19 protein-coding genes are annotated in these 21,864 nt (G+C 66.6%); 11 read left to right on the forward strand and 8 right to left on the reverse strand.

The genetic code is table 11. The features are described from left to right. Window positions 1-49 precede the first annotated feature (49 nt). Window positions 50-874, reverse strand: coding sequence for a cytochrome c oxidase subunit II (gene coxB, locus ABIE56_RS17675; protein WP_429245111.1), 825 nt, complete (start codon window positions 872-874; stop codon window positions 50-52). Window positions 875-971: 97 nt separating this feature from the next. Then, on the reverse strand, window positions 972-1,454 hold the full coding sequence (locus ABIE56_RS17680; protein WP_429245112.1) for a DUF2244 domain-containing protein: 483 nt from the start codon (window positions 1,452-1,454) through the stop codon (window positions 972-974). A gap of 268 nt (window positions 1,455-1,722) precedes the next feature. Here ABIE56_RS17680 and putA point away from each other — a divergent pair, with 268 nt between their 5' ends. Together putA and ABIE56_RS17690 are read left to right on the forward strand one after the other, a co-directional pair. After that, window positions 1,723-4,875, forward strand: a complete 3,153-nt coding sequence (gene putA, locus ABIE56_RS17685) for a bifunctional proline dehydrogenase/L-glutamate gamma-semialdehyde dehydrogenase PutA (protein ID WP_429245113.1) — start codon at window positions 1,723-1,725, stop codon at window positions 4,873-4,875. A 169-nt stretch (window positions 4,876-5,044) separates the two neighbouring features. Then, window positions 5,045-5,638: a hypothetical protein gene (locus ABIE56_RS17690; RefSeq protein WP_429245114.1), complete on the forward strand. Its 594-nt coding sequence runs from the start codon at window positions 5,045-5,047 to the stop codon at window positions 5,636-5,638. 45 nt (window positions 5,639-5,683) lie between these two features. Here the strand turns inward: ABIE56_RS17690 and dcp are convergent, their stop codons facing one another. The 3 genes from dcp to bioD form a co-directional block, all read right to left on the reverse strand. After that, window positions 5,684-7,873: a peptidyl-dipeptidase Dcp gene (gene dcp / locus ABIE56_RS17695; RefSeq protein WP_429245115.1), complete on the reverse strand. Its 2,190-nt coding sequence runs from the start codon at window positions 7,871-7,873 to the stop codon at window positions 5,684-5,686. Between the two features lie 103 nt (window positions 7,874-7,976). Continuing rightward, window positions 7,977-8,315, reverse strand: coding sequence for a hypothetical protein (locus ABIE56_RS17700; RefSeq protein ID WP_429245116.1), 339 nt, complete (start codon window positions 8,313-8,315; stop codon window positions 7,977-7,979). Window positions 8,316-8,350: 35 nt separating this feature from the next. Next, window positions 8,351-9,022: a dethiobiotin synthase gene (bioD, locus tag ABIE56_RS17705; RefSeq protein ID WP_429245117.1), complete on the reverse strand. Its 672-nt coding sequence runs from the start codon at window positions 9,020-9,022 to the stop codon at window positions 8,351-8,353. A 76-nt stretch (window positions 9,023-9,098) separates the two neighbouring features. On the opposite strand from bioD, the gene ABIE56_RS17710 reads away from it, so the two are divergent. Further along, window positions 9,099-9,587 (forward strand): GAF domain-containing protein, encoded by a 489-nt coding sequence (locus ABIE56_RS17710; protein ID WP_429245118.1) that lies wholly within the window; start codon window positions 9,099-9,101, stop codon window positions 9,585-9,587. A 353-nt stretch (window positions 9,588-9,940) separates the two neighbouring features. On the opposite strand, the gene yihA is transcribed toward ABIE56_RS17710, so the two are convergent. Further along, window positions 9,941-10,585, reverse strand: a complete 645-nt coding sequence (yihA, locus tag ABIE56_RS17715; protein WP_429245119.1) for a ribosome biogenesis GTP-binding protein YihA/YsxC — start codon at window positions 10,583-10,585, stop codon at window positions 9,941-9,943. 175 nt (window positions 10,586-10,760) lie between these two features. On the opposite strand from yihA, the gene ABIE56_RS17720 reads away from it, so the two are divergent. The 5 genes from ABIE56_RS17720 (at window position 10,761) to ABIE56_RS17740 (ending at window position 14,531) form a co-directional block, all read left to right on the forward strand. Further along, entirely contained in the window at window positions 10,761-11,567 is an 807-nt protein-coding gene (locus ABIE56_RS17720) for a c-type cytochrome (protein ID WP_429245120.1), read from the forward strand. A 75-nt stretch (window positions 11,568-11,642) separates the two neighbouring features. Then, complete coding sequence (locus ABIE56_RS17725) at window positions 11,643-12,521, forward strand: thiol:disulfide interchange protein DsbA/DsbL (protein ID WP_429245121.1); 879 nt, start codon at window positions 11,643-11,645, stop codon at window positions 12,519-12,521. Between the two features lie 27 nt (window positions 12,522-12,548). Beyond that, a complete protein-coding gene (locus tag ABIE56_RS17730) occupies window positions 12,549-13,232 on the forward strand; it encodes a thiol:disulfide interchange protein DsbA/DsbL (RefSeq protein WP_429245122.1) in 684 nt (227 codons plus the stop codon). 82 nt (window positions 13,233-13,314) lie between these two features. Further along, window positions 13,315-14,124 (forward strand): endonuclease/exonuclease/phosphatase family protein, encoded by an 810-nt coding sequence (locus ABIE56_RS17735; protein WP_429245123.1) that lies wholly within the window; start codon window positions 13,315-13,317, stop codon window positions 14,122-14,124. An 8-nt stretch (window positions 14,125-14,132) separates the two neighbouring features. Further along, window positions 14,133-14,531 carry a hypothetical protein gene (locus ABIE56_RS17740; protein ID WP_429245124.1) on the forward strand — a complete coding sequence of 133 codons (399 nt, stop codon included), beginning with the start codon at window positions 14,133-14,135 and terminating at the stop codon, window positions 14,529-14,531. Between the two features lie 4 nt (window positions 14,532-14,535). On the opposite strand, the gene ABIE56_RS17745 is transcribed toward ABIE56_RS17740, so the two are convergent. Beyond that, the gene (locus tag ABIE56_RS17745; protein WP_429245125.1) at window positions 14,536-16,167 is read right to left on the reverse strand and encodes a glycosyl hydrolase family 17 protein; all 1,632 of its coding nucleotides are present in this window, start codon (window positions 16,165-16,167) and stop codon (window positions 14,536-14,538) included. A gap of 143 nt (window positions 16,168-16,310) precedes the next feature. On the opposite strand from ABIE56_RS17745, the gene ABIE56_RS17750 reads away from it, so the two are divergent. Genes ABIE56_RS17750 through ABIE56_RS17760 form a run of 3 tightly spaced genes read left to right on the forward strand, consistent with a single transcriptional unit; the run spans window position 16,311 to window position 20,595 of the window. After that, the gene (locus ABIE56_RS17750; protein WP_429245126.1) at window positions 16,311-18,389 is read left to right on the forward strand and encodes a transglycosylase SLT domain-containing protein; all 2,079 of its coding nucleotides are present in this window, start codon (window positions 16,311-16,313) and stop codon (window positions 18,387-18,389) included. A 16-nt stretch (window positions 18,390-18,405) separates the two neighbouring features. After that, on the forward strand, window positions 18,406-19,347 hold the full coding sequence (locus ABIE56_RS17755) for a complex I NDUFA9 subunit family protein (RefSeq protein ID WP_429245127.1): 942 nt from the start codon (window positions 18,406-18,408) through the stop codon (window positions 19,345-19,347). Window positions 19,348-19,368: 21 nt separating this feature from the next. Next, a complete protein-coding gene (locus ABIE56_RS17760; protein ID WP_429245128.1) occupies window positions 19,369-20,595 on the forward strand; it encodes a multifunctional CCA addition/repair protein in 1,227 nt (408 codons plus the stop codon). Between the two features lie 60 nt (window positions 20,596-20,655). Here ABIE56_RS17760 and ABIE56_RS17765 read toward each other — a convergent pair whose 3' ends face one another. Further along, window positions 20,656-21,849 carry a class I SAM-dependent methyltransferase gene (locus ABIE56_RS17765; protein WP_429245129.1) on the reverse strand — a complete coding sequence of 398 codons (1,194 nt, stop codon included), beginning with the start codon at window positions 21,847-21,849 and terminating at the stop codon, window positions 20,656-20,658. Window positions 21,850-21,864: the final 15 nt, after the last annotated feature.

Consider the following 21,864-nt stretch of genomic DNA (forward strand, 5'->3'; position numbering starts at 1 on the left):
GGCCTTGCACCTCTACCTTGGACGTAAACGGACTGGGACGTGGGAGGATTCAGCCCTGGGGGGCCGTGACGGGGGTTGCCTGGGCTGTCTGTGCGGCCTTCTGCACCTTCGCCTCGTCTTCCTGGGTGGCCAGCCACTGTTCGAATTCAGCCTTGGGCACGGCCTTCACCACGATCGGCATGAAGCCGTGGTCCTGGCCGCAAAGCTCGGCGCACTGGCCGCGGTACACGCCAGGCTCCTTCAGGTTCGTCCACGCCGAGTTGGCGATGCCCGGGATGGCATCCATCTTCCAGCCCAGCGCCGGCACCCACCAGGAGTGGATGACGTCGCCGCCGACGATGATGAAGCGGATCTTGACGCCCACGGGCACCACGAGCGGCTTGTCCACGTCGAGCAGGTAGGTTTTGTACCCGTCGACCTGGATCTTGTCCGGATCAAGGTTGGACTTGAGCTGGCGGGTGCGGTCGGAGGTTTCTTCCAGCTTGGACATGAAGCCCACGCGGTCGACCGGCTTGCCCTTGTACTCGACGTAGTCATAGCGCCACTTCCACTGGTAGCCGGTGACCTTGATGGTCATCTCCGAGCCCGTGGTGTCGGCGAAGCTGGTGAGGCCGCCAGTGGCGAGCTTGGCCAGGAAAATGAGGATGATGACGGGAATGACCGTCCAGACGATTTCCAGCTTCGTGCTGTGTGTCCACTTTTCGGCCACGGCACCGCGTGACTTACGGAAGCGGAACATCGCCACGAACATGGCGCCGAACACCACGATGCCGATGACGACGCAGACCCACAGCGCCACCATGTGCATGCCGTAAGGGGACCACTCCGCGGCACCCTTGGTCATGTTGAGCTGGTCGGGTTCGGGGTTGGCCATTGCCGCCCCGCCCGAAAGGGCTAGTACCACGCCTGCCGTCCACGCCGAAAACCAACGTCCGATGCCGCCAGATGTCATGTTTGCACCTTTGTTGAACCTACCTGCGCGACTGATCCATGACTTCGGACAGAAGCACCATGAGTTTCCTTGACACCTCGACCCTTTCCTCTTCCCCAAGAAAAGCGCCGATTTCGAGCTCGTTGCCGTGCGATCTGATCAAGAGCCGCTGGCGACCTTCCCCCGGCGCCAGCCCGATGCGTACCCAATATGTCTGGAAATGGCGCACCCGTCGACCGGGTAGCTGCCGAATCTCCAGTGTGTCCGGGCCAATGGCAATGCGTTCACCCCTGTCGCCGGCCCGCCAGGCCGCGCCAAGCGCAAACCCCACGACGAACGCCTCGATCAGGGCGAACAGGGGGGCGAACACATTCCCCTGCCACGCGCCGAACGCCGCGGTCGCCAGGGCCAACGCCGAAAGCCCGGTGATCAGCCGACGCAGGCCGCGTTTATCCAGCGCGCGGTTAGGCCGAAGCCACACTACGCGCGGATGACCCGCGACGGTCGGTCGAAGCACGAACATGGGAATCCGGCGTGCCTGGAACATTGGGATCATAGGGCGGCGGCGAAGATGCGGCAAGGACGGGTGCCGCATGCGATGCCGGCGCCGCTCCAGCGACGCGCGCCTGTCGTAAGTGCTTGACGGTGCTGGACCGCGGTGGTGCGGCAGCCGCGCCGGAGCCCGCGCGGCCCCGCAACATGGGGCCCGCGCGTGGCACCCCGCAACGCACCACGCACTCCGCCCCGCGCTCCCTTACAATAGGCGGTCTCCCCGTCCCCCATAGCCCTCCGTGAATCCCTCCATTCTCAGTCCCGAACTCCCCACCGGTGCCGAGCCGGCGCGCGCGCGCATTACCGCCGCGTGGCTGCGCGACGAAACCGAGGCCGTCAACGACCTCCTGGCCCAGGCCACGCTGCCCGCGACCGAGCGCGAGCACGTCATCGACGTGGCCGCCGGCCTGGTGACCCGCGTCCGTGCCCGCGCCAAGGACCAGAGCGCCGTCGAATCCTTCATGCGCCAGTACGACCTCTCCTCGGAGGAGGGCGTACTGCTGATGTGCGTGGCGGAAGCGCTGCTGCGCATCCCCGACAAGGCCACCGCCGACAAGCTCATCCGCGACAAGCTGGGCGATGCCGACTGGAAGAAGCACCTGGGCCAGAGCGAATCGGTGTTCGTCAACGCCTCTACCTGGGGCCTGATGCTCACCGGCCACCTGGTGAACCTGGCGGAAGAAACCCGCCACGACTTCACCTCCGCCCTGCGCCGCCTGGTGGGCCGCGCGGGCGAGCCGGTGGTGCGCCTTGCCGTTCGCCAGGCCATGCGCATCATGGGCCACCAGTTCGTGATGGGACGCACGATCAAGGAAGCCCTGGACCGCTCCGAGGAGAAGGAACACTCGGTGTACCGCTATTCGTACGACATGCTCGGCGAATCGGCGCTCACCCAGGCCACCGCCGAACGCTACCAGCAGGATTACCGCGACGCGATCAACGCGCTGGGCGCCCGTGGCCCGTTCAAGAGCAACGTGGAAGCCCCGTCGATCTCGGTGAAGCTTTCCGCCCTGCACCCGCGCTACGAGATCGGCAACCGCGCCCGCGCCCGCGCGGAGCTGGGCGCCAAGCTGCTCGAGCTGTCGCAGCTGGCGTTCAAGAACGGCATCGCGCTTTCCGTGGATGCGGAAGAAACCGATCGCCTTGAGCTGTCGCTGGACATCATCGGCGATGTGTTCGCGCATCCCTCGCTGGAAGGCTGGAATGGCCTGGGCATCGTGATCCAGGGCTACCAGAAGCGCGCCCCGTTCGTGATCGACTGGGTGGTCGAGAAGGCCCGCGCCACCGGCCGTCGCTGGTTCGTGCGCCTGGTGAAGGGTGCCTACTGGGATGCCGAGATCAAGCGCGCCCAGGAAAACGGCCTGTCTGGCTACCCGGTGTACACGCGCAAGCCCAACACCGATGTGAGCTACCTGGCCTGCGCGCACCGCCTGTTCAACGCGGGCAGCGACCTGGTGTACCCGCAGTTCGCCACGCACAACGCGCACACCATTGCCGCGATCCACCACATCGCCAAGGGTCGCCCGTACGAGAACCAGCGCCTGCACGGCATGGGCGCCGACCTGTACGCGGAAGTGATCGGCAAGGACAAGCTCAATGTCCCGTGCCGCGTCTACGCCCCGGTCGGCACGCATGAAGACCTGCTGCCGTACCTCGTACGCCGCCTGCTTGAGAACGGCGCCAACACCAGCTTCGTCAACCGCGTGGTCGACGAAAGCGTGCCGGTGCGCGACCTGGTCGCCGATCCGTGTGAAACGGTGCGCGCCTTCGCCTCCATCCCCCACCCCCGTATTCCCCTGCCGGTCAATCTCTACGGCGAACTCCGGAAGAACTCCATGGGCATGAACTTCGCAAACGATAACGAGCTGAACGAGCTCGCCGACGCCGTCAACCGTCACTCCGGCCCGTGGTCGGCCGCCCCGCTCGTCGCCGGTGGCGCCACCGGTGGTACCAAGCAGGAAGTGACCGATCCGTCGGATCGCCGCCGCATCATCGGCACGGTTGAGAACGCGAACGAAGGCATGGTGGATGCCGCGCTGCGCGCCGGCGTCGCCGCCCAGCCGGGCTGGGACCGCCTGCCGGCCGCCAGCCGCGCTGCCATCCTGGAGCACGCCGCCGAGCAGCTCGAGCACAACCGCGCCGAGTTCATCGCCATGTGCGTGCGCGAAGCCGGCAAGAGCCTGCCCGATGCGATCGCCGAGATCCGCGAAGCCGCCGATTTCCTGCGCTACTACGCCACCATGGCGCGCCGCCTGTTCGGCCAGCCCGAACAGCTGCCGGGCCCCACCGGCGAGAGCAACCAGCTGTTCCTCAACGGCCGCGGCGTATTCGTCTGCATCAGCCCGTGGAACTTCCCGCTGGCCATCTTCCTGGGCCAGGTGGCTGCCGCCCTCGCGGCCGGTAACGCCGTCATCGCCAAGCCGGCCGAGCAGACCGCGCTGATCGGCTACGCCGCGGTGAAGCTGCTGCACGCCGCCGGCGTGCCCACCGATGTGCTGCAGTTCCTGCCGGGCGATGGCGCCACGGTCGGTGCCGCCCTCACCCGCGACAAGCGCGTGGCCGGCGTGGCCTTCACCGGCTCCACCGATACCGCCTGGGCGATCAACCGCGCCCTGGCCGCCCGCAACGCTCCCATCGCCGCCTTGATCGCCGAAACCGGCGGCCAGAACGCGATGATCGCTGACTCGTCGGCGCTGCCCGAGCAGATCGTGAAGGATGTGATCAACTCGGCGTTCCAGTCGGCTGGCCAGCGCTGCTCGGCCGCTCGCATCCTGTTCGTGCAGGAAGATATCGCCGATAAGGTGATCGGCATGCTCGCCGGTGCCATGGCGGAGCTGAAGGTCGGTGACCCCGGCCTGCTCTCGACCGACGTCGGTCCGGTGATCGACGAAGACGCCCGCCAGATCCTTGTCGACCACGCCGCCCGCATGGATCGTGAAGCGAAGAAGATTGGCGAAGTGGCCCTGCCGGAAGGCACCACGAACGGCACGTTCTTCGCGCCGCGCGCGTACGAAATCCCGTCGCTGGAAACGCTGACCCGCGAGATCTTCGGCCCGGTGCTGCACGTCATCCGCTGGAAGGGTTCCGACCTGGCCAAGGTGGTCGAGCAGATCAACGACACCGGCTTCGGCCTGACGCTGGGCATCCACAGCCGCATCGACGACACGATCGAGTACATCTCGTCGCGTGCAAAGGTCGGCAACTGCTACGTCAACCGCAACCAGATCGGTGCGGTGGTCGGCGTACAGCCGTTCGGCGGCGAAGGCCTCAGCGGCACCGGCCCGAAGGCCGGCGGCCCGCACTACCTGCTCCGCTTTGCCGGCGAGCGCACGCTCACCATCAACACCACGGCAGCCGGCGGCAACGCTTCGCTGCTGACGATCGGCGAGTAACCCGCGCCGTATCGGCAACGGAAAGGCCGCGCCTGGCAACAGGCGCGGCCTTTTTCATGCGCCTACAACAAAAGGCCTATTGCGCAAACGGCAAACCCGGCGGACGCTGCGCGAACCAACACGCCGGCCGGTACCCGGCGTCCACCACCCCTGGCTGGAGGACAGCGACATGATGTCGCCCGGTACCGCGCACGCATCCCTGAAGTTCAACCATCCTTCCATCTCCCGGCGGCCTGACCCGCCGCGGCGGCTGGCGCTACGCCTGCTTGCAGAACACAAGCGAATCGGAGAGATCCTGGCCCTCATCGATGGGCACGACCTGGGCTCGATGTCCGTCAGCGTGCCATTTTCCCGGGCGCCATTCACCAGCATTGCTGCTGAGTCCTTCGTAGCGTTCGAGGAACTGGTCATCGTCACCGGGAGCAGCGGCTTGCTGGTCCATAGTACGGACGAGCGATGTTTTCTTACGGGGATCAAGGGTTACCGGAATGACTGCGCGATTCTCTTCCGGCACGCGTACGGCAAGGTCACCTGCGACCTGAGTACCACCCACCTCGGTGCCGATACGCACGTGGGTTTCCTCACGCATGGCACCTTCAAGGAAGCGTGGTACGCGGACTTCGCGAAGCAACCCGCCCCCCGCATGCCGGGACGCGACGACTGGAGCTCGCTGCAATGCTCGCAGACGGAGCTGAATGAGCTGCAGGGCATCGTGTGGCGAGGCGGCACGTTGTGTATTGAGCGAATCACCCTCGAGCCTTGAGGAAACGCACGCAAAAAAAAGGGCCCCTTGCGGGGCCCCTTAGGCTTACTTCAAGCCGCGATCCTTAAGCATCGGCTCAATGCTCGGCTCCTTGCCGCGGAAATCGCGGTACAGCTTGCCCAGCTCCACCGTATTGCCACGCGAGAGGATCTTGTCGCGGAAGATCTGGCCGTTTTCACGAGTCAGGCCGCCGTGCTCCTTGAACCACTCGAACGCGTCGGAATCGAGCATCTGCGTCCACAGGTAGGCGTAGTAGCCGGCGGCGTAGCCATTACCCCAGATGTGCTGGAAGTAGCTGGAACGGTAGCGCGGCGGCACCTGCGGCAGGGTGAAGCCCACCTTCTTCAGCGCATCGGCTTCGAACTTGTCCACGTCCTGCTTGGGCGCATCGGCCGGCAGCATGTGCCACTGCATATCGAGCAACGCCGCGGAGATGAGCTCGCTCATCGCATAGCCCTGGTTGAACTTCGAAGCCTTCTTGATCTTGGCGACGAGTTCATCCGGCATCGGCTCGCCGGTCTTATAGTTCTTGGCGAAGTTCGCGAACACCTTGGGATCCGATGCCCACTGCTCGTTGAACTGCGACGGGAACTCGACGAAATCACGCGCGGTATTGGCGCCCGACAGCGACGGGTACTTCGCATCGGAGAACATGCCGTGCAGCGCGTGGCCGAACTCGTGGAACATGGTGGTCACGTCATCCCACGACAGCAGCGCGGGCTGGCCGGCGACGGGCTTGGTGAAGTTGGCCACGTTGAACACGACCGGCTTAGTGCCCATCAGGTGCGACTGGCCCACCAGGTTATCCATCCAGGCGCCGCCGTTCTTGTTGTCGCGCTTGAAGTAATCGCAATAGAACAGCGCCATGGAGGTGCCATCCTTGTCGAACACTTCGAACACGCGGACATCCGGCTGGTACACCGGGATATCCTTGCGCTCCTTGAAGGTGATGCCATACAGCTGGTTGGCCGCGTAGAACACGCCGTTCTGCAGCACGTTATCCAGCTCGAAGTACGGGCGAACCTGTGCTTCGTCCAGGTCGTACTTGGCCTTGCGGACCTTTTCGGCGTAGTGATCCCAATCCCACGCCTGCACCTGGAAACCACCCTTCTCCTGGTCGATCACGTCCTGGATGTCCTTCGACTCGGACTTGGCCCGCGCGACCGCGGCCGGCACCAGGCGCTCCATGAACTTCTCGGCGGCTTCCGGCGTCTTCGCCATCTGGTCGTCGAGCTTCCACGCGGCGTAGTTCTTGAAGCCCAACAGCTTGGCGCGCTCGGCGCGCAGCTGCGCGATGCGCGAGGCGGTGTCGCGCGTATCGTTGGCGTCGTTGTGCTCGGCCCGCTCCCACGAAGCCTTGAACAGCTTCTCGCGGGTATCGCGGTCGTTCATTGGCTGCAGTTCGGGCTGCTGCGTGGTGTTCTGCAGCGGGAATACATACTTGCCTTCCAGGCCGCGGCCCTTGGCGGCATCGGCGGCAGCGGCGATATCCGAATCGGACAGGCCGTCCAGGGCCTTCTTGTCATCAACGACCAGCGCGGCGGCCTTGGTCGCGGCCAGCAGCTTGTTGGTGAACTGCGTGCTGAGCGTGGATTCTTCCTTGTTGATCTCCTTCAGGCGGGTCTTGTCCGCCTCGGAGAGCTTCGCGCCGGCGTGCACGAAGTCCTGATACTTCACTTCGAGCAGGCGCTTCGATTCCGGATCGAGGTTCAGCGAGTCGCGCTTGTTGTAGAGCGTCTCGATCCGCTTGAACAGCTTGTCGTTAAGGTAGATGGCGTCGCTGTGCTCGGCGAGCTTCGGCGCTTCGTCTTCTTCCACCTTCTGCAGGGTGTCGTTCGTGTTCGCGCCGGTAAGGGCACCAAACACCATCTGCGCGCGGGTAAGCAGCACGCCCGACTTCTCCAGTGCCACGACCGTGTTATCGAAGGTCGGCTCGTCAGCCGAATTCGCGATGGCCTCGACTTCGGCGAGCTCCTGCTTCATGCCCTCTTCGATCGCCGGCTGGAAATCGGCATCGGTGATCTTGTCGAAGGCCGGTGCCTGGAACGGCAGCGTGCTGGCGGTGAGCAGCGGGTTCTCGTGAGCGGCAGGGGCGGCTGCGGCCGTACCTGCGGAGGCTGGTGCCGGTGCGGTGGAAGCCGGCGCAGGGGCGGCGGCCTTATCCGCATCGTTCGACGACGAGCAGGCGGTGGTGAGGGCGATCGAAGTGGCGATCACGAGCGTGCGTACCTTCATGGACAGGCGGTCCCCTAGCGTGTTCGAAAGCGAGGACTCTAGCGGTGGCGGGGCACAGGGGACAACCGCCACAGGTACTACGCTGATTGTTGCGCTGCGGGGGTTACTTCGTATCGCGCAGTTCCCAACTGCTGCCGATCAGAAGATTCAGCCGGTGCTTCACGATCCGCATGGGCAGGCTGGTCGTCAGCGCCACATCGTTACGATCGTTCGGAGAGAGCTCGCCCTTGGCGCTTGCGCCGGGATCGGTGACCCCGAGGCTGGGGTCCACCTCATCCGGGTCAGGCTGCTTGGCGCGCCAGCGCTGGAACAGGCTGTCACTGCGCATCGCGTCAGCCAGTGCCGCGGCCAGCGCATCCGGGCCAATGCCCTCGAACGAAAGCTCCGGGTCGGGCCCCTTCGCCTTCGCCATGTCTTTTACGGAAAGAAAGTACGTGGTCATGGGTTTCTCTTAAGCCGGGGCCCGTGAACGCCCCGTCAGCCCAGCGGGGCGAGGTCCAGCAGCATGGCCGCATCGGCCGGCGCGACGCGCCAGGGCAGCACGCCCAGGCACGGGGCGGGAATCAGCCGCCGCAAGGTCTCCACGTTCTCGTCCCGAAGCAACATGTCGGGCTCCACCAGGTTGGCAATCCAGCCGGCCAGGTGGCAGCCATCGGCCTGGACCGCCCTTGCGGTAAGGCGGGCGTGGCTAATGCAGCCCAGCCGCACGCCTACGACCATCACCACGGGCAGCTTCCAGCGGATAGGCAGCTCTTCGGCGGAGATCGTCTCCGATAGCGGCACCATCCAGCCGCCCACGCCCTCCACGATCACGCGATCGTAGCTGTCGGCCAGGGCGGAAAAGGCGCGATCCAGTGGTTCCCAGCCCACCGCGACGCCCTCGCGCGCGGCGGCCAGATGGGGCGATACCGCCTCCTCCAGCGCGATAGGGTTCACCAGTTCATACGGCGGCCGTGGCGCGCTGGCACCCTGCAGGTCCAGCGCATCCTGGTTACGCAGGCCCTCGCGCAGGCGCGCCGAGCCACTGGCCACCGGCTTCATGCCGGCCACGCGCTCACCGGCCTGGCGGAAGGCGTGGACCAGGGTCTGGGCGCCATGGGTCTTGCCGATCCCGGTATCGGTTCCGGTCACGAAGAGGTGTCGCGGCATGGGGAAAGCAGCCTTGCGGAAGCGGGGACGTGGCACCATACACGGCTTGCCTCCCCCGATGAATGCAGGACCCGCCATGTACCAAGCCCAGGCTATCGCCACCGACAACAAGGCCACGCTCTACGCCGAACTGGTGGAGCAGGCGCAGGGCCTGATGCACGGCGAGACCAACATGATCGCCAACGCGGCCAACTTCGCGGCGCTGGTTTACGACGTGCTGCCCGACCTGAACTGGGCGGGCTTCTACCTGTTCGACGGCGATGAGCTGGTCGTCGGCCCCTTCCAGGGCAAGCCAGCCTGCATCCGCATTGCGCTGGGCCGCGGGGTGTGCGGCACCGCCGCGCAGACCGGCCAGACCCAGCTGGTGCACGATGTGCACGCGTTCGACGGCCATATCGCCTGCGACGCCGCCTCGAACTCGGAGGTGGTCGTGCCGCTGTTCCGTGCCGATGGCAGCCTGTTCGGCGTGTGGGACGTGGATAGCCCGCTGGTGGGCCGCTTCGATGAAGAAGACGCCCGCGGCATGGAGGCGCTGTGCGCTGCCTTCATGAAGGCGATCGGCTAAATCGCTTCGCGGTCGGCCAGCGCACCCGGGCTGGCCGAGACCCTGTCGGAGCGGGGGGGGGGGGGGGGGGGGGGGGCGCCGCCCCGCCCCCGGGGGGGGCGGGGGGGGGGGGGGGGGGGGGGGGGGGGGGGGGGCCCGCCCCCCCCCCGCCCCCCCCCCCCCCCCGCCCCGCCCCCCCCCGGCGCCGGCGGCCCCCCCCCCACCCCCCCCCACCCCCCCCCCCGGGGGCCCCCCCCGCCGCGCGGGGGCGGGGGGGGCGGGGGGGGGCCCCCCCCCCCCCCCCCCCGCGGGGGGGCCCCCCCCCCCCCCCCCCCCCGCTCCGACAGGTGTTCGAAGGCGCTACGGGCCAGGGGTCAGAGTTCGTGCGCTCGCGGCGTGTGCAGCAGCTCGATAATCCGCGTGCGGGCTTCTTCCACGCCCGTCTTCGCCAGCGACGAGAACACCTGGACGGTGCCGGGCACGTTCTGGGTCCGGAACATCTTCTTCATCGTTTCCAGTGCCTTGGATCCCTCGCCGCGCGAGACCTTGTCGGCCTTGGTCATCAGCACGTGGCAGGGCAGGTCGGTGTCCGCGCAGAACTGGATCATCGTGCGATCGAAATCCTTCAGCTCATGGCGGATATCCACGATGAGCACGACGCCGCGCAGGCTGCGACGCATCTTCAGGTAAGCATCGATCTCGCGGCGCCAGTGGTCGCGCATGGCGTCCGGCACCTTGGCGTAGCCATAGCCGGGCAGATCGACCAGGCGAGCGACCAGCGGCTCTTCGCCTTCCCGCTTCAACGGCGGCAGGTCGAACACCACCATCAACTGGGTGCGGCCCGGCGTCTTCGAGGTACGGGCCAGGCCGTTGTGCCCGGTCAGTGCGTTGAGCGCGCTCGATTTACCGGCGTTTGAACGGCCGGCGAAGGCGACTTCGGCGCCATCGTCGAACGGCAGCTGGGTGATTTCGTTGGCGGCGAGGGCGAAGCGCGCACCGTTCAGGACATTGGACGACATGGGACCTGGGCAGCCCGCGGGCTGAAGAATCGTTGGCCCGGCAGTGTATGCGATGTGGCGCCATGCCGCCCACGGCGATGGTTTGACCGACCGTGAGCGGGACATTCATAATCGTTTGAATGAGGCGCGGCAGGGTGCGCGCCCGGTCCGGAAGTATTCCTTTGTGGAGAAACCCATGACGTTTCGGCACGCCGCCGCTGCCATCACTGCGACTCTTTTCATGAGCGTCGCGTACGCCCAGACCGCCAGTCCCGCCAAGCCGGCCTCCGCGCCGGCTCCCGCGTCCACCGCCGCCAAGGCCGGTGCGAACGCATCCACCGACCCGGCCACCCCGGGCATGCCCCAGGCCACACAACCCACGGTCGCCGCCAATGTCTCCCCGGCTGGCCCGGCCAAGCCAGGCGATGCGACCGCCGGCCAGGGCAAGGCCGCTGTCTGTGGCGCCTGCCACGGCATGGATGGCAACTCCACCGATCCGGCCAACCCGCGCCTTGCCGGCCAGAGCGAGCAGTACATCGCCAACCAGCTCACCCAGTTCAAGTCGGGCAAGCGCATGAACCCGATCATGCAGGGCTTCGCCTCGGCGCTGTCCGAGCAGGATATGCACGATATTGGCGCCTACTTCGCCACCCAGAAGCCGCTACCCGGTGTCGCCGACCAGGCCCTCGTGGCCCAGGGTGAAACGCTCTACCGCCAGGGTGATACCGATCGTGGCATCCCGGCCTGCATGGCCTGCCACGGCCCGGATGGCGCCGGTAACCCGGGGGCGCAGTACCCGCGCCTGACCAGCCAGCACAGCAAGTACGTCGAATCGCGCCTCAAGGCCTGGAAGGAAGCCACCGCGCCTTCCGACGACCCGCATACCAAGATCATGATGCCCATCGCGCAGAAGCTCGATGACAAGGACATCGCGGCCGTCGCCAGCTACCTGGAAGGCTTGCATACGAACGATCCGTCGCAGGCCGCACCCGCGAGCCCGTGAAGGCGTTAAAGTTGGATGGATCGAACGGGCCTTCGGGCCCGTTTGTCTTTTAAGAACGCGAGAAAAGGACCCACGATGCGACTGCGCCTTCCCCTTCTTTGCGCCGCCCTGATCGGCCTTGCCGCCTGTGGCGGTGGTAACAACGACGCCACCCCGGCCAGCACGCCGGCCCCGGCAGCGACCGCACCTGCGGCAGCCCCGGCAGCCACTCCGGCACCGGCCAGCACCACGCCCGCCGCCAGTGCCCCGGCCGCCAGCGGCACCGCGGCGACAGCCGCCGCTGCACCGGCCGATGACGCCAACGACACCCGCCCCGCACCCAAGCCCTTCGTGGATGAAGGCAAGTGGGTGGAAGGTAAGCACTACTTCCGCATCGACCCGGCACAGCCGACCAGCAGCCCCGGCAAGATCGAAGTCACCGAGGTGTTCTCCTACGGTTGCCCGGCATGCTTCCAGTACCACGGCGTGGTCGATGACCTGGCCAAGAACCTGCCCCGCGGCACGGTCATGACCTACACCCCGGCCTCGTTCCGCCCCGACGAGAACTGGCCGCTGCTGCAGCGCGCCTACCTCACCGCACAGGCCTTCGGCGTGGACAAGCAGAGCCACGATGCGATGTTCGATGCCGTATTTAAGAGCGGCGAGCTGGGCATCATCGATCTGCAGACCAACAAGCCCAAGGCCCAGTCGGCGTGGCCGACCATCGATGACGTGGCGAAGTTCTACGCGAAGTTCGGCGTGAAACCGGAAGAATTCGCCGCCACGGCCAACTCCTTCACCATCAACACCAAGATGAAGCGCGCCGATGAACTGATCCGCGCCTACGAGGTCGATAGCACGCCGACCATCGTGGTGAACGGCAAGTACCGCCTTACGCCGAACAGCGCCGGTGGTTATGCCCAGTCGGTGGAACTCGTCCAGTGGCTCATCAGCAAGGAGGCCGCGGGCAAGTAACCCGCGTCCCCTATTACGGAGATTTCGATGATCAAGCGTCTTTCGTTCCTGTTCCTTGGCCTGGCCATGGCCACCGCCTGCTCGGCAGGCGGCAACGGCAATGGTGCGCCGGCGGCTGATCCGGCCGCCGCCGCGGCAGCCCCGGCCAGCAGCCTTACCGAGGGCACGGAATACATCGCCACCACCACCCCCGGCCGCTACGCGCCCAAGGACAAGGTGGAAGTGGTGGAGGTGTTCTCGTATGGCTGCATCCATTGCGCCCATTACGAGGAGTACGTTGAGAAGCTGCAGAAGGAACTGCCCAAGGGCGTGACCTTCCACGCCGTGCCCGCCGCCTTCAACGATGCATGGCTGCCGTATGCGCAGGCGTTCTACGCCGCGCAGAAGCTCAACGTGCTGCCGCAGACCCACGCGGCGCTGTTCAAGGCGATCCACACGGACCACTACCCCTTGGGCACGATCGAGGAACTGGCCGACTGGTACCACACGACCGCCGGTGTCGACACCGCGAAGTTCCTGGCGATTGCCAAGAGCCCCGAAGTCCGCGACCAGATCCTCGCTGACGTGAAGCTGTTCCAGGGCTGGGGCATCGATGGCACGCCGACCATCGTGGTGAATGGCAAGTACCGCAGCAATCAGATCAAGAGCTTCGACCAGCTCAACGATGTGGCGAAATTCCTCGTCAACCGCGAGCTCAAGGGCACCAAGTAAGCGCCTGCGACGGATGCCCCCCGTTCACGCGACGGGGGGCATCCTCTGGCCCCAGTGGCCGCATGAGTAACTCCTTATTCCCATGAACCGCGCCCCCAACGCCTCGCCCGCTCCCCAGCGCACCCTGCGCCTGCTGAGCTGCAACATCCTTGCCGGCGCCAGCGTGCAGCGGTACAGCGATTACTTCACCCGCAGCGTCAACGCCGTACTGCCGGGCCCTTCGAAACTGGCGAACCTCGATTCGCTGGCCGAATTGCTGCATGAGTTCGATGTGGTGGGCCTGCAGGAAGCCGACGCGGGAAGCCTGCGCTCGGGCTTCCTCAACCAGACCCGGTACATCGCTGAAGCCGCGGGCATGCCCTTCTGGAGCCACCAGCCGAACCGGCCCATGGTGCGCGTCGCCCATTCCGCCAACGGGCTGCTCAGCCGCATCGAGCCCACGGAAGTAGTCGACTACCCGCTGCCAGGCCGCATCAAGGGCCGTGGGGCACTGTTCGTCCGCTTCGGCCACGGCACGGACGGGCTCGTGGTCGTCATCGCGCACCTCTCGCTGGGTGCCGCCGCCCGCATGGGCCAGCTCGCCTTCATCGCCGAACTGCTCGCGCCCTACCCGCACGCGGTGCTGATGGGCGATCTGAACACCGAGCCGGGCAGCCCGGAGATGCGCCACCTGTTCGACAAGACGTCACTGCAGCCGCCTAAGATCCTCACGCCGACCTTCCCCAGCTGGAAGCCGCGCCGCGCGCTGGACCACATCCTGACCTCAGCCGATATCCAGCTCGATCGCACGTGGACATTGCCCCGTGCCTTCTCCGATCATCTGCCGCTCGCCGCCGAAATTCGCCTGCCGCTCGCCCTGGCCGCGGCGGCCGGCGCGACGCAACCAAGGTAAACCGCTCCATGAAACCCAGCCTGCGCGCTGCCCTGCCCTGGGCCATCATCATCCTCGCCGCCATCGCGGCTGCCGTGCTGCGCTACGCGTTCATCGAGCCCCAGCACATGCAGCACGCCTGCGAGGGTGACACCCGCCTGTGGTGGTGCAGTACGCGCGAGCTCGTGGTGCAGGGTTTCCTTTCGTACGGCTACGGCTATGCCGCCATCGTGGTGGCGCTGCTCGCGCTCGTTTGGCGCAGCATCGGTATCGCCACGCTCGCCGCATGCATTGGCGTGCTCGCGCTGCAGCTCTACTGCTACGAAGGCGGTGCGCTCGCACTGCTGATCGGCATGCTCCGCCTGGTGCGCGTGCAGTACGACCGGCAGCAGGCGGAACTGCTGGCGGATACCCCGTCGCACGCCTGAAGGGCTAACGCGACGCTCGCCGCCATGCGGCGAGCACGGGCACCGACAGCGCCAGGCTGAGGATCATCCAGCCCCACGACACCGCGTTGGCCCCCAGCTCCTGTACCACGACCGCCACGCCCAGCACGGCGATGATGATAGCGAGCAGGCGCTCTTCCACCAGCGGCATCAGCACATCCTCGCGCGTGCGCAACAGCGCCAGCAGCAGGAAGCCGATGCACGGCAGTGCGAACAGGCCGATCGGGAAATCGCGGTAGCGGCCGTTGAACACCATGAGAATGGCGTAAAGGCCCAGCACGAACATCCAGAAGAACCGCTGCGGCGTGAACCCATCCGACCACGCGATACCGAGCCGGCGGCGCTCCACCGACGGCGCAACGGCGGCCGTAACGTTCGCGGTGGATGCCAGGCGCGACGCGACGGCGCGCGCCAGCGAAAGCGCGGTGAACAGCGCGATGGCGCCGATCACGATGCCCGCGGCCCATTCCAGCGTGTTACGGCAGGAGAAGAGCAACAGGCGTACATGTGCGGCCAGCGCGGTGCCCGTGGCAAAGCCGGCAAGGGCCAGGGCAAGCCAGCCCTGCGCTCCACGCCACGTGCGGGCAAACGCGCCAGCGAGCAGGAACAGCAAGGCGCCCGCCCCGCCTGCGGCGAGTGCCCACGTCCAGCGTGGCTCTTCGACGACCGGCCCGGTCATGGCGAACTTCGGCTTGGCATCCACATCGAAGATGCCCCAATAGCCGCCGACCGTGCCTTCCAGGTCGCGTTTCCACGGCTGGTCGAACGCTTCGATCACGTTGTAGGGCATATCCACCGTGGCCGCATAGTTGAGGAACTCGCGGACATAGCGCGCTTCGTTCACCAGGCTCGCGCTCGCATCGCGGCGGGTGCGGCCCTGGCTGGGCCAGCCCGTTTCGCCGATCATGATCTGCTTGCCGGCGAATTCGTTCTTCATGTGCTGGTACACATCGGCCACGTGGTGCACCGCTTTTTCGGGCGCTACGGGCTCATCTTCCCAGTAAGGGAGAATGTGGATGGTCAGGTAATCGGTGACCTTTGCCAGTCCCGGGTGTTTTTCCCAGAACTCCCACACATCGGCGTAAGTGACCGGCACATCGGTCGCGGCATTCACTTTCGCGATGTACGCGGCCAGCGCCTTCTCCGAGAGCTCGCCACGCAGCATGACCTCATTGCCGACGATGATGCCACGCAGGCTGTCGTGGTCGCGCTTCGCCGCGGCAATGCCCAGCTCAACCTCGCGATCGTTCGCCACGGGGTCACGGCCCAGCCAGATGCCCATCAGCACCTTCATGCCGTAGCGGCCGGCGATATCGGGCACGGCGCCCAGGCCCTGGCTCATCGAGTAGGTACGGACGCAATCGAAGCGCTGCGAGAGCGCTTTCAGATCTGCCTCAATGCGCTCGGGCGGGATGAACGCGTGCAGGTCGAACGGCGTTTCGCCTTTCAGGCGGAAGGGGGCATACGAAACGCAGGCGATCTTCGCCGTAGGCGAATCCGGCAAGGCCACGGGGCGGCCGAGCAGGTACCAGTAGCCGGCGCCAAACACCGCGGCGGCGATGAGGACGATCCATGCGAGCAGGCGCGCGATTCGCGCAAGGGCGGTTTGGGGCGGCATGCCGTTCCAGGTAACGCGAGGGAAACCCCGCAAGCTTAGCGGGCTGGACGCTTCCACGCGATGAGTGGCGCCACCGGCCGTTCATCCGGCTTGCGCATGTCCTTCCCTTACAATGATGCAGACGTCTTCGTGAAGGAATCCCGATGGTCCCCGTGTTTCGCCGCCTGGCCGGCCTCGCCATCGCAGCCTGCGCCCTTGGCGCCAGCCTGGTCGCCCAGGCCGAGGGAACCGATGCCCAGCGCACGCGCTTCCGCCAGGCCTACGCGACCGCCTCGCAACAGGGCGGTGATGCATGGCGCGCCCAGGCCACCGGCCTCGAGAACTACTCGATCTACCCGTATATCGAGGCCGCCGCACTGACGCACGACCTGCGCACGCTCGATAGCGCCCGTGTACAGGATTACCTGCGCCGCTACCCGGGGATGATCCCTGCCGCCGACCTGCGCCGTGATTTCCTGGGCGAACTTGCGCGGCGCAAGGATTGGGCCTCGTTCACCGCCATGTACCAACCGGGCCTGGGCGATTCGCTCACCTGCTACAACCTGCAGGCGAAGCTGGCACGCGGCGAGAAGCTGGTGTTTGAAACGGACATGGCCGACCTGTGGCGCAAGGCCAGCCTGCCCAACAGCTGCGATCCGGTGATCGCCGCGGCGCACGACCAGGGCCTGCTCACGAACGACCGGCTGTGGTCGCGGATCGATGTGGCCGCTGATGCAGGCAAGGGCGGCACCGTCGCTTCGCTGGCGCAGTGGCTTTCCGCGGATGACATGCCCGCCGGCCAGCACCTGGGCCAGGCACTGAACGATCCGGCTACCGCCGCACGCGACGCGGCCACGTGGCCCGATACGCCACGCAACCGCCAGGCCGTGACCTTCGCCCTGCAGCGCTTGGCGCGTAAACAATCCACGGCGGCGGATGCGGCCTGGGCGCAGCTGGGCTCGCGCTTCGCGCTGACCGAACAGCAGCGCGGCAGCATCGAGAACGCCATTGCGCTGTTCCATGCCACCGATTTCGATGAAACCGCGCTGGAACGCCTTGCCGCCCTTCCGCCCGGTGCGCAGACCGATGCAACGCGCGAGTGGCGTGTCCGCGTCGCCCTGGCCCGGCAGGACTGGACTGCTGCGCTCGCTGCGCTGGATGCGCTGGGCACCGCGCAGAAGGACGACGGCGAATGGCGCTACTTCCGCGCGCTTGTACTGAACCGGCTGGGGCGACAGACTGAAGCGGCCAACCTGTTCCGCTCGGTGGCGCAGGAAGCCACTTACTTCGGCTTCATGGCCGCTGACCGGGTCAACACGTCGTATGCCATCTGCCCGTCCAGCATGGCGACCGACGAAACACGCGAAACCGCATTGCTCGCCGAACCGGGCATGGATCGCGCGTTCGAGCTTTATGCCGTGGGCCTGCAGAAGCTGGCGCGGCGCGAGTGGAGTGCCGTGTTGAACGGCCGCGACGCCGAGACACAGCGCCTGGCAGCCGACCTGGCATTCCGCAAGGGCTGGTACGACCGCGCGGTATTCACCCTGTCCTCGGGCGAGGCGCTGCGCCTGTACGAGCAACGCTTCCCGCTGGCACGCCAGGATGGGGTGGTCGAGCAGGCCAGCCAGGCCGGTATCGAGGCGCCCTGGGCCTACGCCATCATCCGCGCCGAGAGCGCCTGGATGAGCGATGCCCGTTCGGGCGCCGACGCGCGCGGCCTCATGCAGCTGTTGCCGGGTACCGCCGCCAACGTCGCGAAGAAGAACGGGCTGGGCTGGTCCGGCGGCGATAGCCTGTATGAGCCCACCACCAACATCGTGCTCGGCACGCGCTACCTCTCGGAGATGGCACAGCGCTTCAATGGTGCGCCCTGGCTGGCCAGCGCCGCGTACAACGCGGGCCCGTACAAGGTCGATCAGTGGGTGGATGCGCGTGGCACGCTCGATCCCGACCTGTTCGTGGTCAGCATCCCGTTCAAGGAAACCCGCGAATACGTTGCGCGGGTCATGGCGTTCGCCGTGATCTACGACTGGCGCCTCAACGGCAATGCGCTGCCGATCAGCTCGCGTATGACCCGTATCGGCTCGCCTTACACGCTGCCTGCGCAGGGCGCCGTGCGCAAGGCCGTTACCTGCCCCGCGCCCGCCGCGGCCAAACCCGCACCGCAGACGACGCCTGCGGTACTGGAGCCCGCGCCCGCCGCGGCATCGTCCGCACCTTCCGCTACCGAACCCCAACGCTGACCGCCGGGAGGCCGCCATGAACACGCAGCGCATCGTGATCCTTGGCGGCACCGGCTTTGTCGGCAACACGCTCGTCCCGCGGCTGTCGGCCGATGGGCATGCGTTGCTGCTCCTGTCCCGCAACCGTCAGGCGCAACGGCACGCCACCGTCGGGCGCAACGTGACCGTGGCGACGGCGGATGTGCACGACCCTGCCGTACTGCGCAGGCATTTCGCAGGCGCCGATGCCGTGATCAACCTTGTGGGCATTCTCAACGAGAAGGGCCGCAACACATTCGAGCGCGTGCACGTGGAGCTGACCCGCAAGGTGATCGAAGCCTGCCGGGACACCGGCGTGGACCGGTTGCACCAGATGAGCTCACTGAAAGCGGGCAAAGGGGAATCGAAATACCTGACGACGCGCGGCGAGGCCGAGGCCCTGGTGCGGGCATCCACGTTGGATTGGACGATCTACGAACCGAGCACGCTGTTCGGTCCCGGCGATGGCCTGGTCACCCGCTTCGATGCGCTGCTGCGCATGGCCCCCGCCATGCCGCTGCCACGCCCGGATTCAAAGATGGCCCCGGTGTATGTCGGCGACGTCGCCGAGGCGATCGCGCGCTGCGTGGCGAACCCCCTGGTTTCCGCCCTGCAGACCTTCGAGCTGTACGGGCGCGAAGTGTGGACGCTCATCGGCATCGTGCGCGCCATCCGTGATGCACGCAGCCGCCGCCGGCTGGTGTTGCCCATGCCCGATGCGCTCGGCAGGCTGCAGGCGGCCGTGGCGCAGTTCGTACCGGGCAAGCCTTTCACGCCCGATAACTTCCTGAGCTTGCGCACGGATTCCGTCGGTACGGTTGACGGCCTCGCCCGGCTCGGTATCGTGCCCCAATCGCTCTCGGCCTGGCTTCCTCGCCTGCTGAGCCAGCCGGTACGCCAGCGCCGCCTCGACGAAGCGCGCAGCCGCCGGCGCCCCTGATCACAGCAAGCCAAGGCACCCATGCAGATTTACCTCGTCGGCGGCGCCGTCCGCGACCACCTGCTCGGCCGCGCGGTCGTCGATCGCGATTGGGTCGTGGTTGGCGCCACGCCTGAGCAGATGCTGGCGGCGGGCTACCGTGCCGTAGGCAAGGATTTCCCGGTGTTCCTGCACGGCGACAGCAAGGAGGAGTACGCGCTCGCCCGCACGGAACGCAAGACAGGCCGCGGCTACCACGGGTTCGCGTTTCATGCCGATCCTACGGTAACCGTCGAGCAGGACCTGGAGCGCCGCGACCTGACGATCAACGCCATTGCGCAACACGAAGACGGCCGGCTGGTCGATCCGTACGGTGGTGTCGCCGATATCGAGGCACGCCTGTTGCGCCATGTCTCCGATGCGTTCGTCGAAGACCCGGTGCGCCTGCTGCGCGTGGCACGCTTTGCCGCGCGCTATGCGCCGCTCGGGTTCACGGTCGCGGATGAGACGATGGCGCTCATGCGGCACATGGTCGCGAACGGCGAGGTCGATCATCTCGTTCCCGAACGCGTGTGGGCCGAAACGCGCAAGGCGCTCGCCGAGCTGGCGCCTGAGGTGTTTGTGCGCGTGCTTCGCGAATCCGGTGCGCTACGCGTCCTGTTTCCCGAAGTCGATGCACTGTACGGCGTACCCCAACGGCCGGAGTTCCACCCTGAGGTCGATACCGGCATCCACATCGAAATGGTGCTGCACGCGGCGGCTGTGCTGGCGCCGGGCGATGCCCTGGTGGGCTACTGCGCGCTCACGCACGACCTGGGCAAGGCACTGACTCCCGAGGATGTCCTCCCGCGGCACATCATGCATGAGCAGCGCGGCATCGAACCCGTTCGCGAGATGTCCGCGCGGCTGAAGGTGCCGGCGGAATATGCCTTCATGGCGGAGATGGTCTGCAAGCACCACCTCAACGCGCACATGGCGTTTGAGCTTAAGGCCTCAACATTGCTGCGCCTGCTGGAATCGTTGGGTGCCCTGCGCCGGCCCGAACGGCTGGAAACCTTCCTGCTGGCGTGCATGGCCGACAAGCGCGGAAGGCTTGGCCACGAGGACGCGGCGTACCCGCAGGCGGATTACCTGCGCGCATGCCGCGCCGCCGCCGCAGCGATCACCTCAAAGCCTTTCGTCGACAAGGGCCTGCAAGGCCCGGCGATCGGCGAGGCCATGAAGAAAGCCCAGACCGCCGCCATCGCCGCTGTCGCAAAAGACATGTAGGAGCGCGCTTGCGCGCGATAGGGCGAAGCCCGGCTAACACCCAGGCGAGACCCAGGCTGCCTACAGCCGCGCCCCCTGATCCGCCGCCATCACCCCCTCGGGCAAGGCCGATGGATCAACCTCCTTCGCGAACAACATGACCTGGAATCGCTCGCCCATCTGGTCGGGCAGCGTGAGCTTCTTCACTTCCTGGGCCAGGCGGTAACGCGCGGCCTCGTCGGTGAGTGCCAGGTAATCGTCTTCGAAGAACTCCTGCATGCCCGCGGCGATCAGGAACTGTGCCTGTGGCATGTACGCCGCGACGCCGAAACCAGCGCTGTTGCCTGCCTCGGCCAGCGCGGTGAAATCCACCGACGCGGTGAGGTCCTGCAGGCCCGGCAGGAAGAACGCATCGCCATGTGCCCGGTGGCGATAGAACGCACGAAGCGTACCGTCGCTGCGGTCGGGCTGGTAGTACTCGCTGCGCACGTACCCATAGTCAGCGAAAAGCATGGCACCACGGCGCAACGTGCCCGCCACGGCCTGCATCCAGTAGGGCAGCTGTGGCAGCACCTCAGTACGGTAGCCGGCCTCGAACTCGCGGCCGAGGTCGCGCTCCAGGTGCCGTACGGCACCGTTCACCAGCACATCGGCCGGGCGATCGGTACGCATGAAGCGCCCTTCCCCGTCGAGCACCACGTACTCTTCGTACACCTCGCCATCGCGCGTGGTGAAGCGCGTGGTCGGCAGTGCATCGATCACTTCGTTTGCGAAAATCACGCCATCCCACGACTCTTCCAGCGGCGCATCCAGCCACACCGCACGCCTGGCCACCTCAGGCGGCAGGTTCGCATGCAAGCGAGTGCGCTGGCGCTCGCGCAGGTCGGCGCTGGGCTCCAGGATCATGAAACGACGTGGCAACGTACCCGCGGCATCCAGCGCACGCAACGCCGCTTCGGCGAAGGCGCCACTACCTCCGCCAATCTCGAGGAAATCGGCGTCCGGGCCGAGCGAGGCAAGCACGGGCTGGAAGGCGCGCACGACGCAACGGGCGAACAGCGTGCCCAGCTCCGGCGCCGTGACGAAATCACCTTCGGCGCCGAACTTCGCTTTGCCCGCGCTGTAGTAGCCCAACCCGGGCGTGTACAGGCAGCGCTCCATGAAGCGCGAGAAAGGCATGGGGCCATGCGCGGCGATCTCTTCGCGCAGGAGACCTGTCAGGTGTTCGGAGTGGGCGCGCTCGTCCGCGCCGGGTTCGGGTAGGCGGTCAGTCATGCGGGCTAGGATACC

The sequence above is a fragment of the Luteibacter sp. 621 genome (genome assembly GCF_050435445.1).
Lineage (GTDB): Bacteria > Pseudomonadota > Gammaproteobacteria > Xanthomonadales > Rhodanobacteraceae > Luteibacter.

Excerpts from the sequence above, each read along its gene's own strand:
- ABIE56_RS17700 (WP_429245116.1), bottom strand. The coding sequence starts at position 8,315 with ATGACCACGTACTTTCTTTCCGTAAAAGACATGGCGAAGGCGAAGGGG.
- ABIE56_RS17765 (WP_429245129.1), bottom strand. The coding sequence starts at position 21,849 with ATGACTGACCGCCTACCCGAACCCGGCGCGGACGAGCGCGCCCACTCC.
- ABIE56_RS17730 (WP_429245122.1), top strand. The coding sequence starts at position 12,549 with ATGATCAAGCGTCTTTCGTTCCTGTTCCTTGGCCTGGCCATGGCCACC.
- yihA (WP_429245119.1), bottom strand. The coding sequence starts at position 10,585 with ATGTCGTCCAATGTCCTGAACGGTGCGCGCTTCGCCCTCGCCGCCAAC.
- ABIE56_RS17750 (WP_429245126.1), top strand. The coding sequence starts at position 16,311 with ATGGTCCCCGTGTTTCGCCGCCTGGCCGGCCTCGCCATCGCAGCCTGC.
- ABIE56_RS17725 (WP_429245121.1), top strand. The coding sequence starts at position 11,643 with ATGCGACTGCGCCTTCCCCTTCTTTGCGCCGCCCTGATCGGCCTTGCC.
- ABIE56_RS17680 (WP_429245112.1), bottom strand. The coding sequence starts at position 1,454 with ATGTTCGTGCTTCGACCGACCGTCGCGGGTCATCCGCGCGTAGTGTGG.
- ABIE56_RS17710 (WP_429245118.1), top strand. The coding sequence starts at position 9,099 with ATGTACCAAGCCCAGGCTATCGCCACCGACAACAAGGCCACGCTCTAC.
- coxB (WP_429245111.1), bottom strand. The coding sequence starts at position 874 with ATGGCCAACCCCGAACCCGACCAGCTCAACATGACCAAGGGTGCCGCG.
- ABIE56_RS17740 (WP_429245124.1), top strand. The coding sequence starts at position 14,133 with ATGAAACCCAGCCTGCGCGCTGCCCTGCCCTGGGCCATCATCATCCTC.
- ABIE56_RS17760 (WP_429245128.1), top strand. The coding sequence starts at position 19,369 with ATGCAGATTTACCTCGTCGGCGGCGCCGTCCGCGACCACCTGCTCGGC.
- ABIE56_RS17755 (WP_429245127.1), top strand. The coding sequence starts at position 18,406 with ATGAACACGCAGCGCATCGTGATCCTTGGCGGCACCGGCTTTGTCGGC.
- dcp (WP_429245115.1), bottom strand. The coding sequence starts at position 7,873 with ATGAAGGTACGCACGCTCGTGATCGCCACTTCGATCGCCCTCACCACC.
- bioD (WP_429245117.1), bottom strand. The coding sequence starts at position 9,022 with ATGCCGCGACACCTCTTCGTGACCGGAACCGATACCGGGATCGGCAAG.
- ABIE56_RS17690 (WP_429245114.1), top strand. The coding sequence starts at position 5,045 with ATGATGTCGCCCGGTACCGCGCACGCATCCCTGAAGTTCAACCATCCT.
- ABIE56_RS17720 (WP_429245120.1), top strand. The coding sequence starts at position 10,761 with ATGACGTTTCGGCACGCCGCCGCTGCCATCACTGCGACTCTTTTCATG.
- ABIE56_RS17745 (WP_429245125.1), bottom strand. The coding sequence starts at position 16,167 with ATGCCGCCCCAAACCGCCCTTGCGCGAATCGCGCGCCTGCTCGCATGG.
- ABIE56_RS17735 (WP_429245123.1), top strand. The coding sequence starts at position 13,315 with ATGAACCGCGCCCCCAACGCCTCGCCCGCTCCCCAGCGCACCCTGCGC.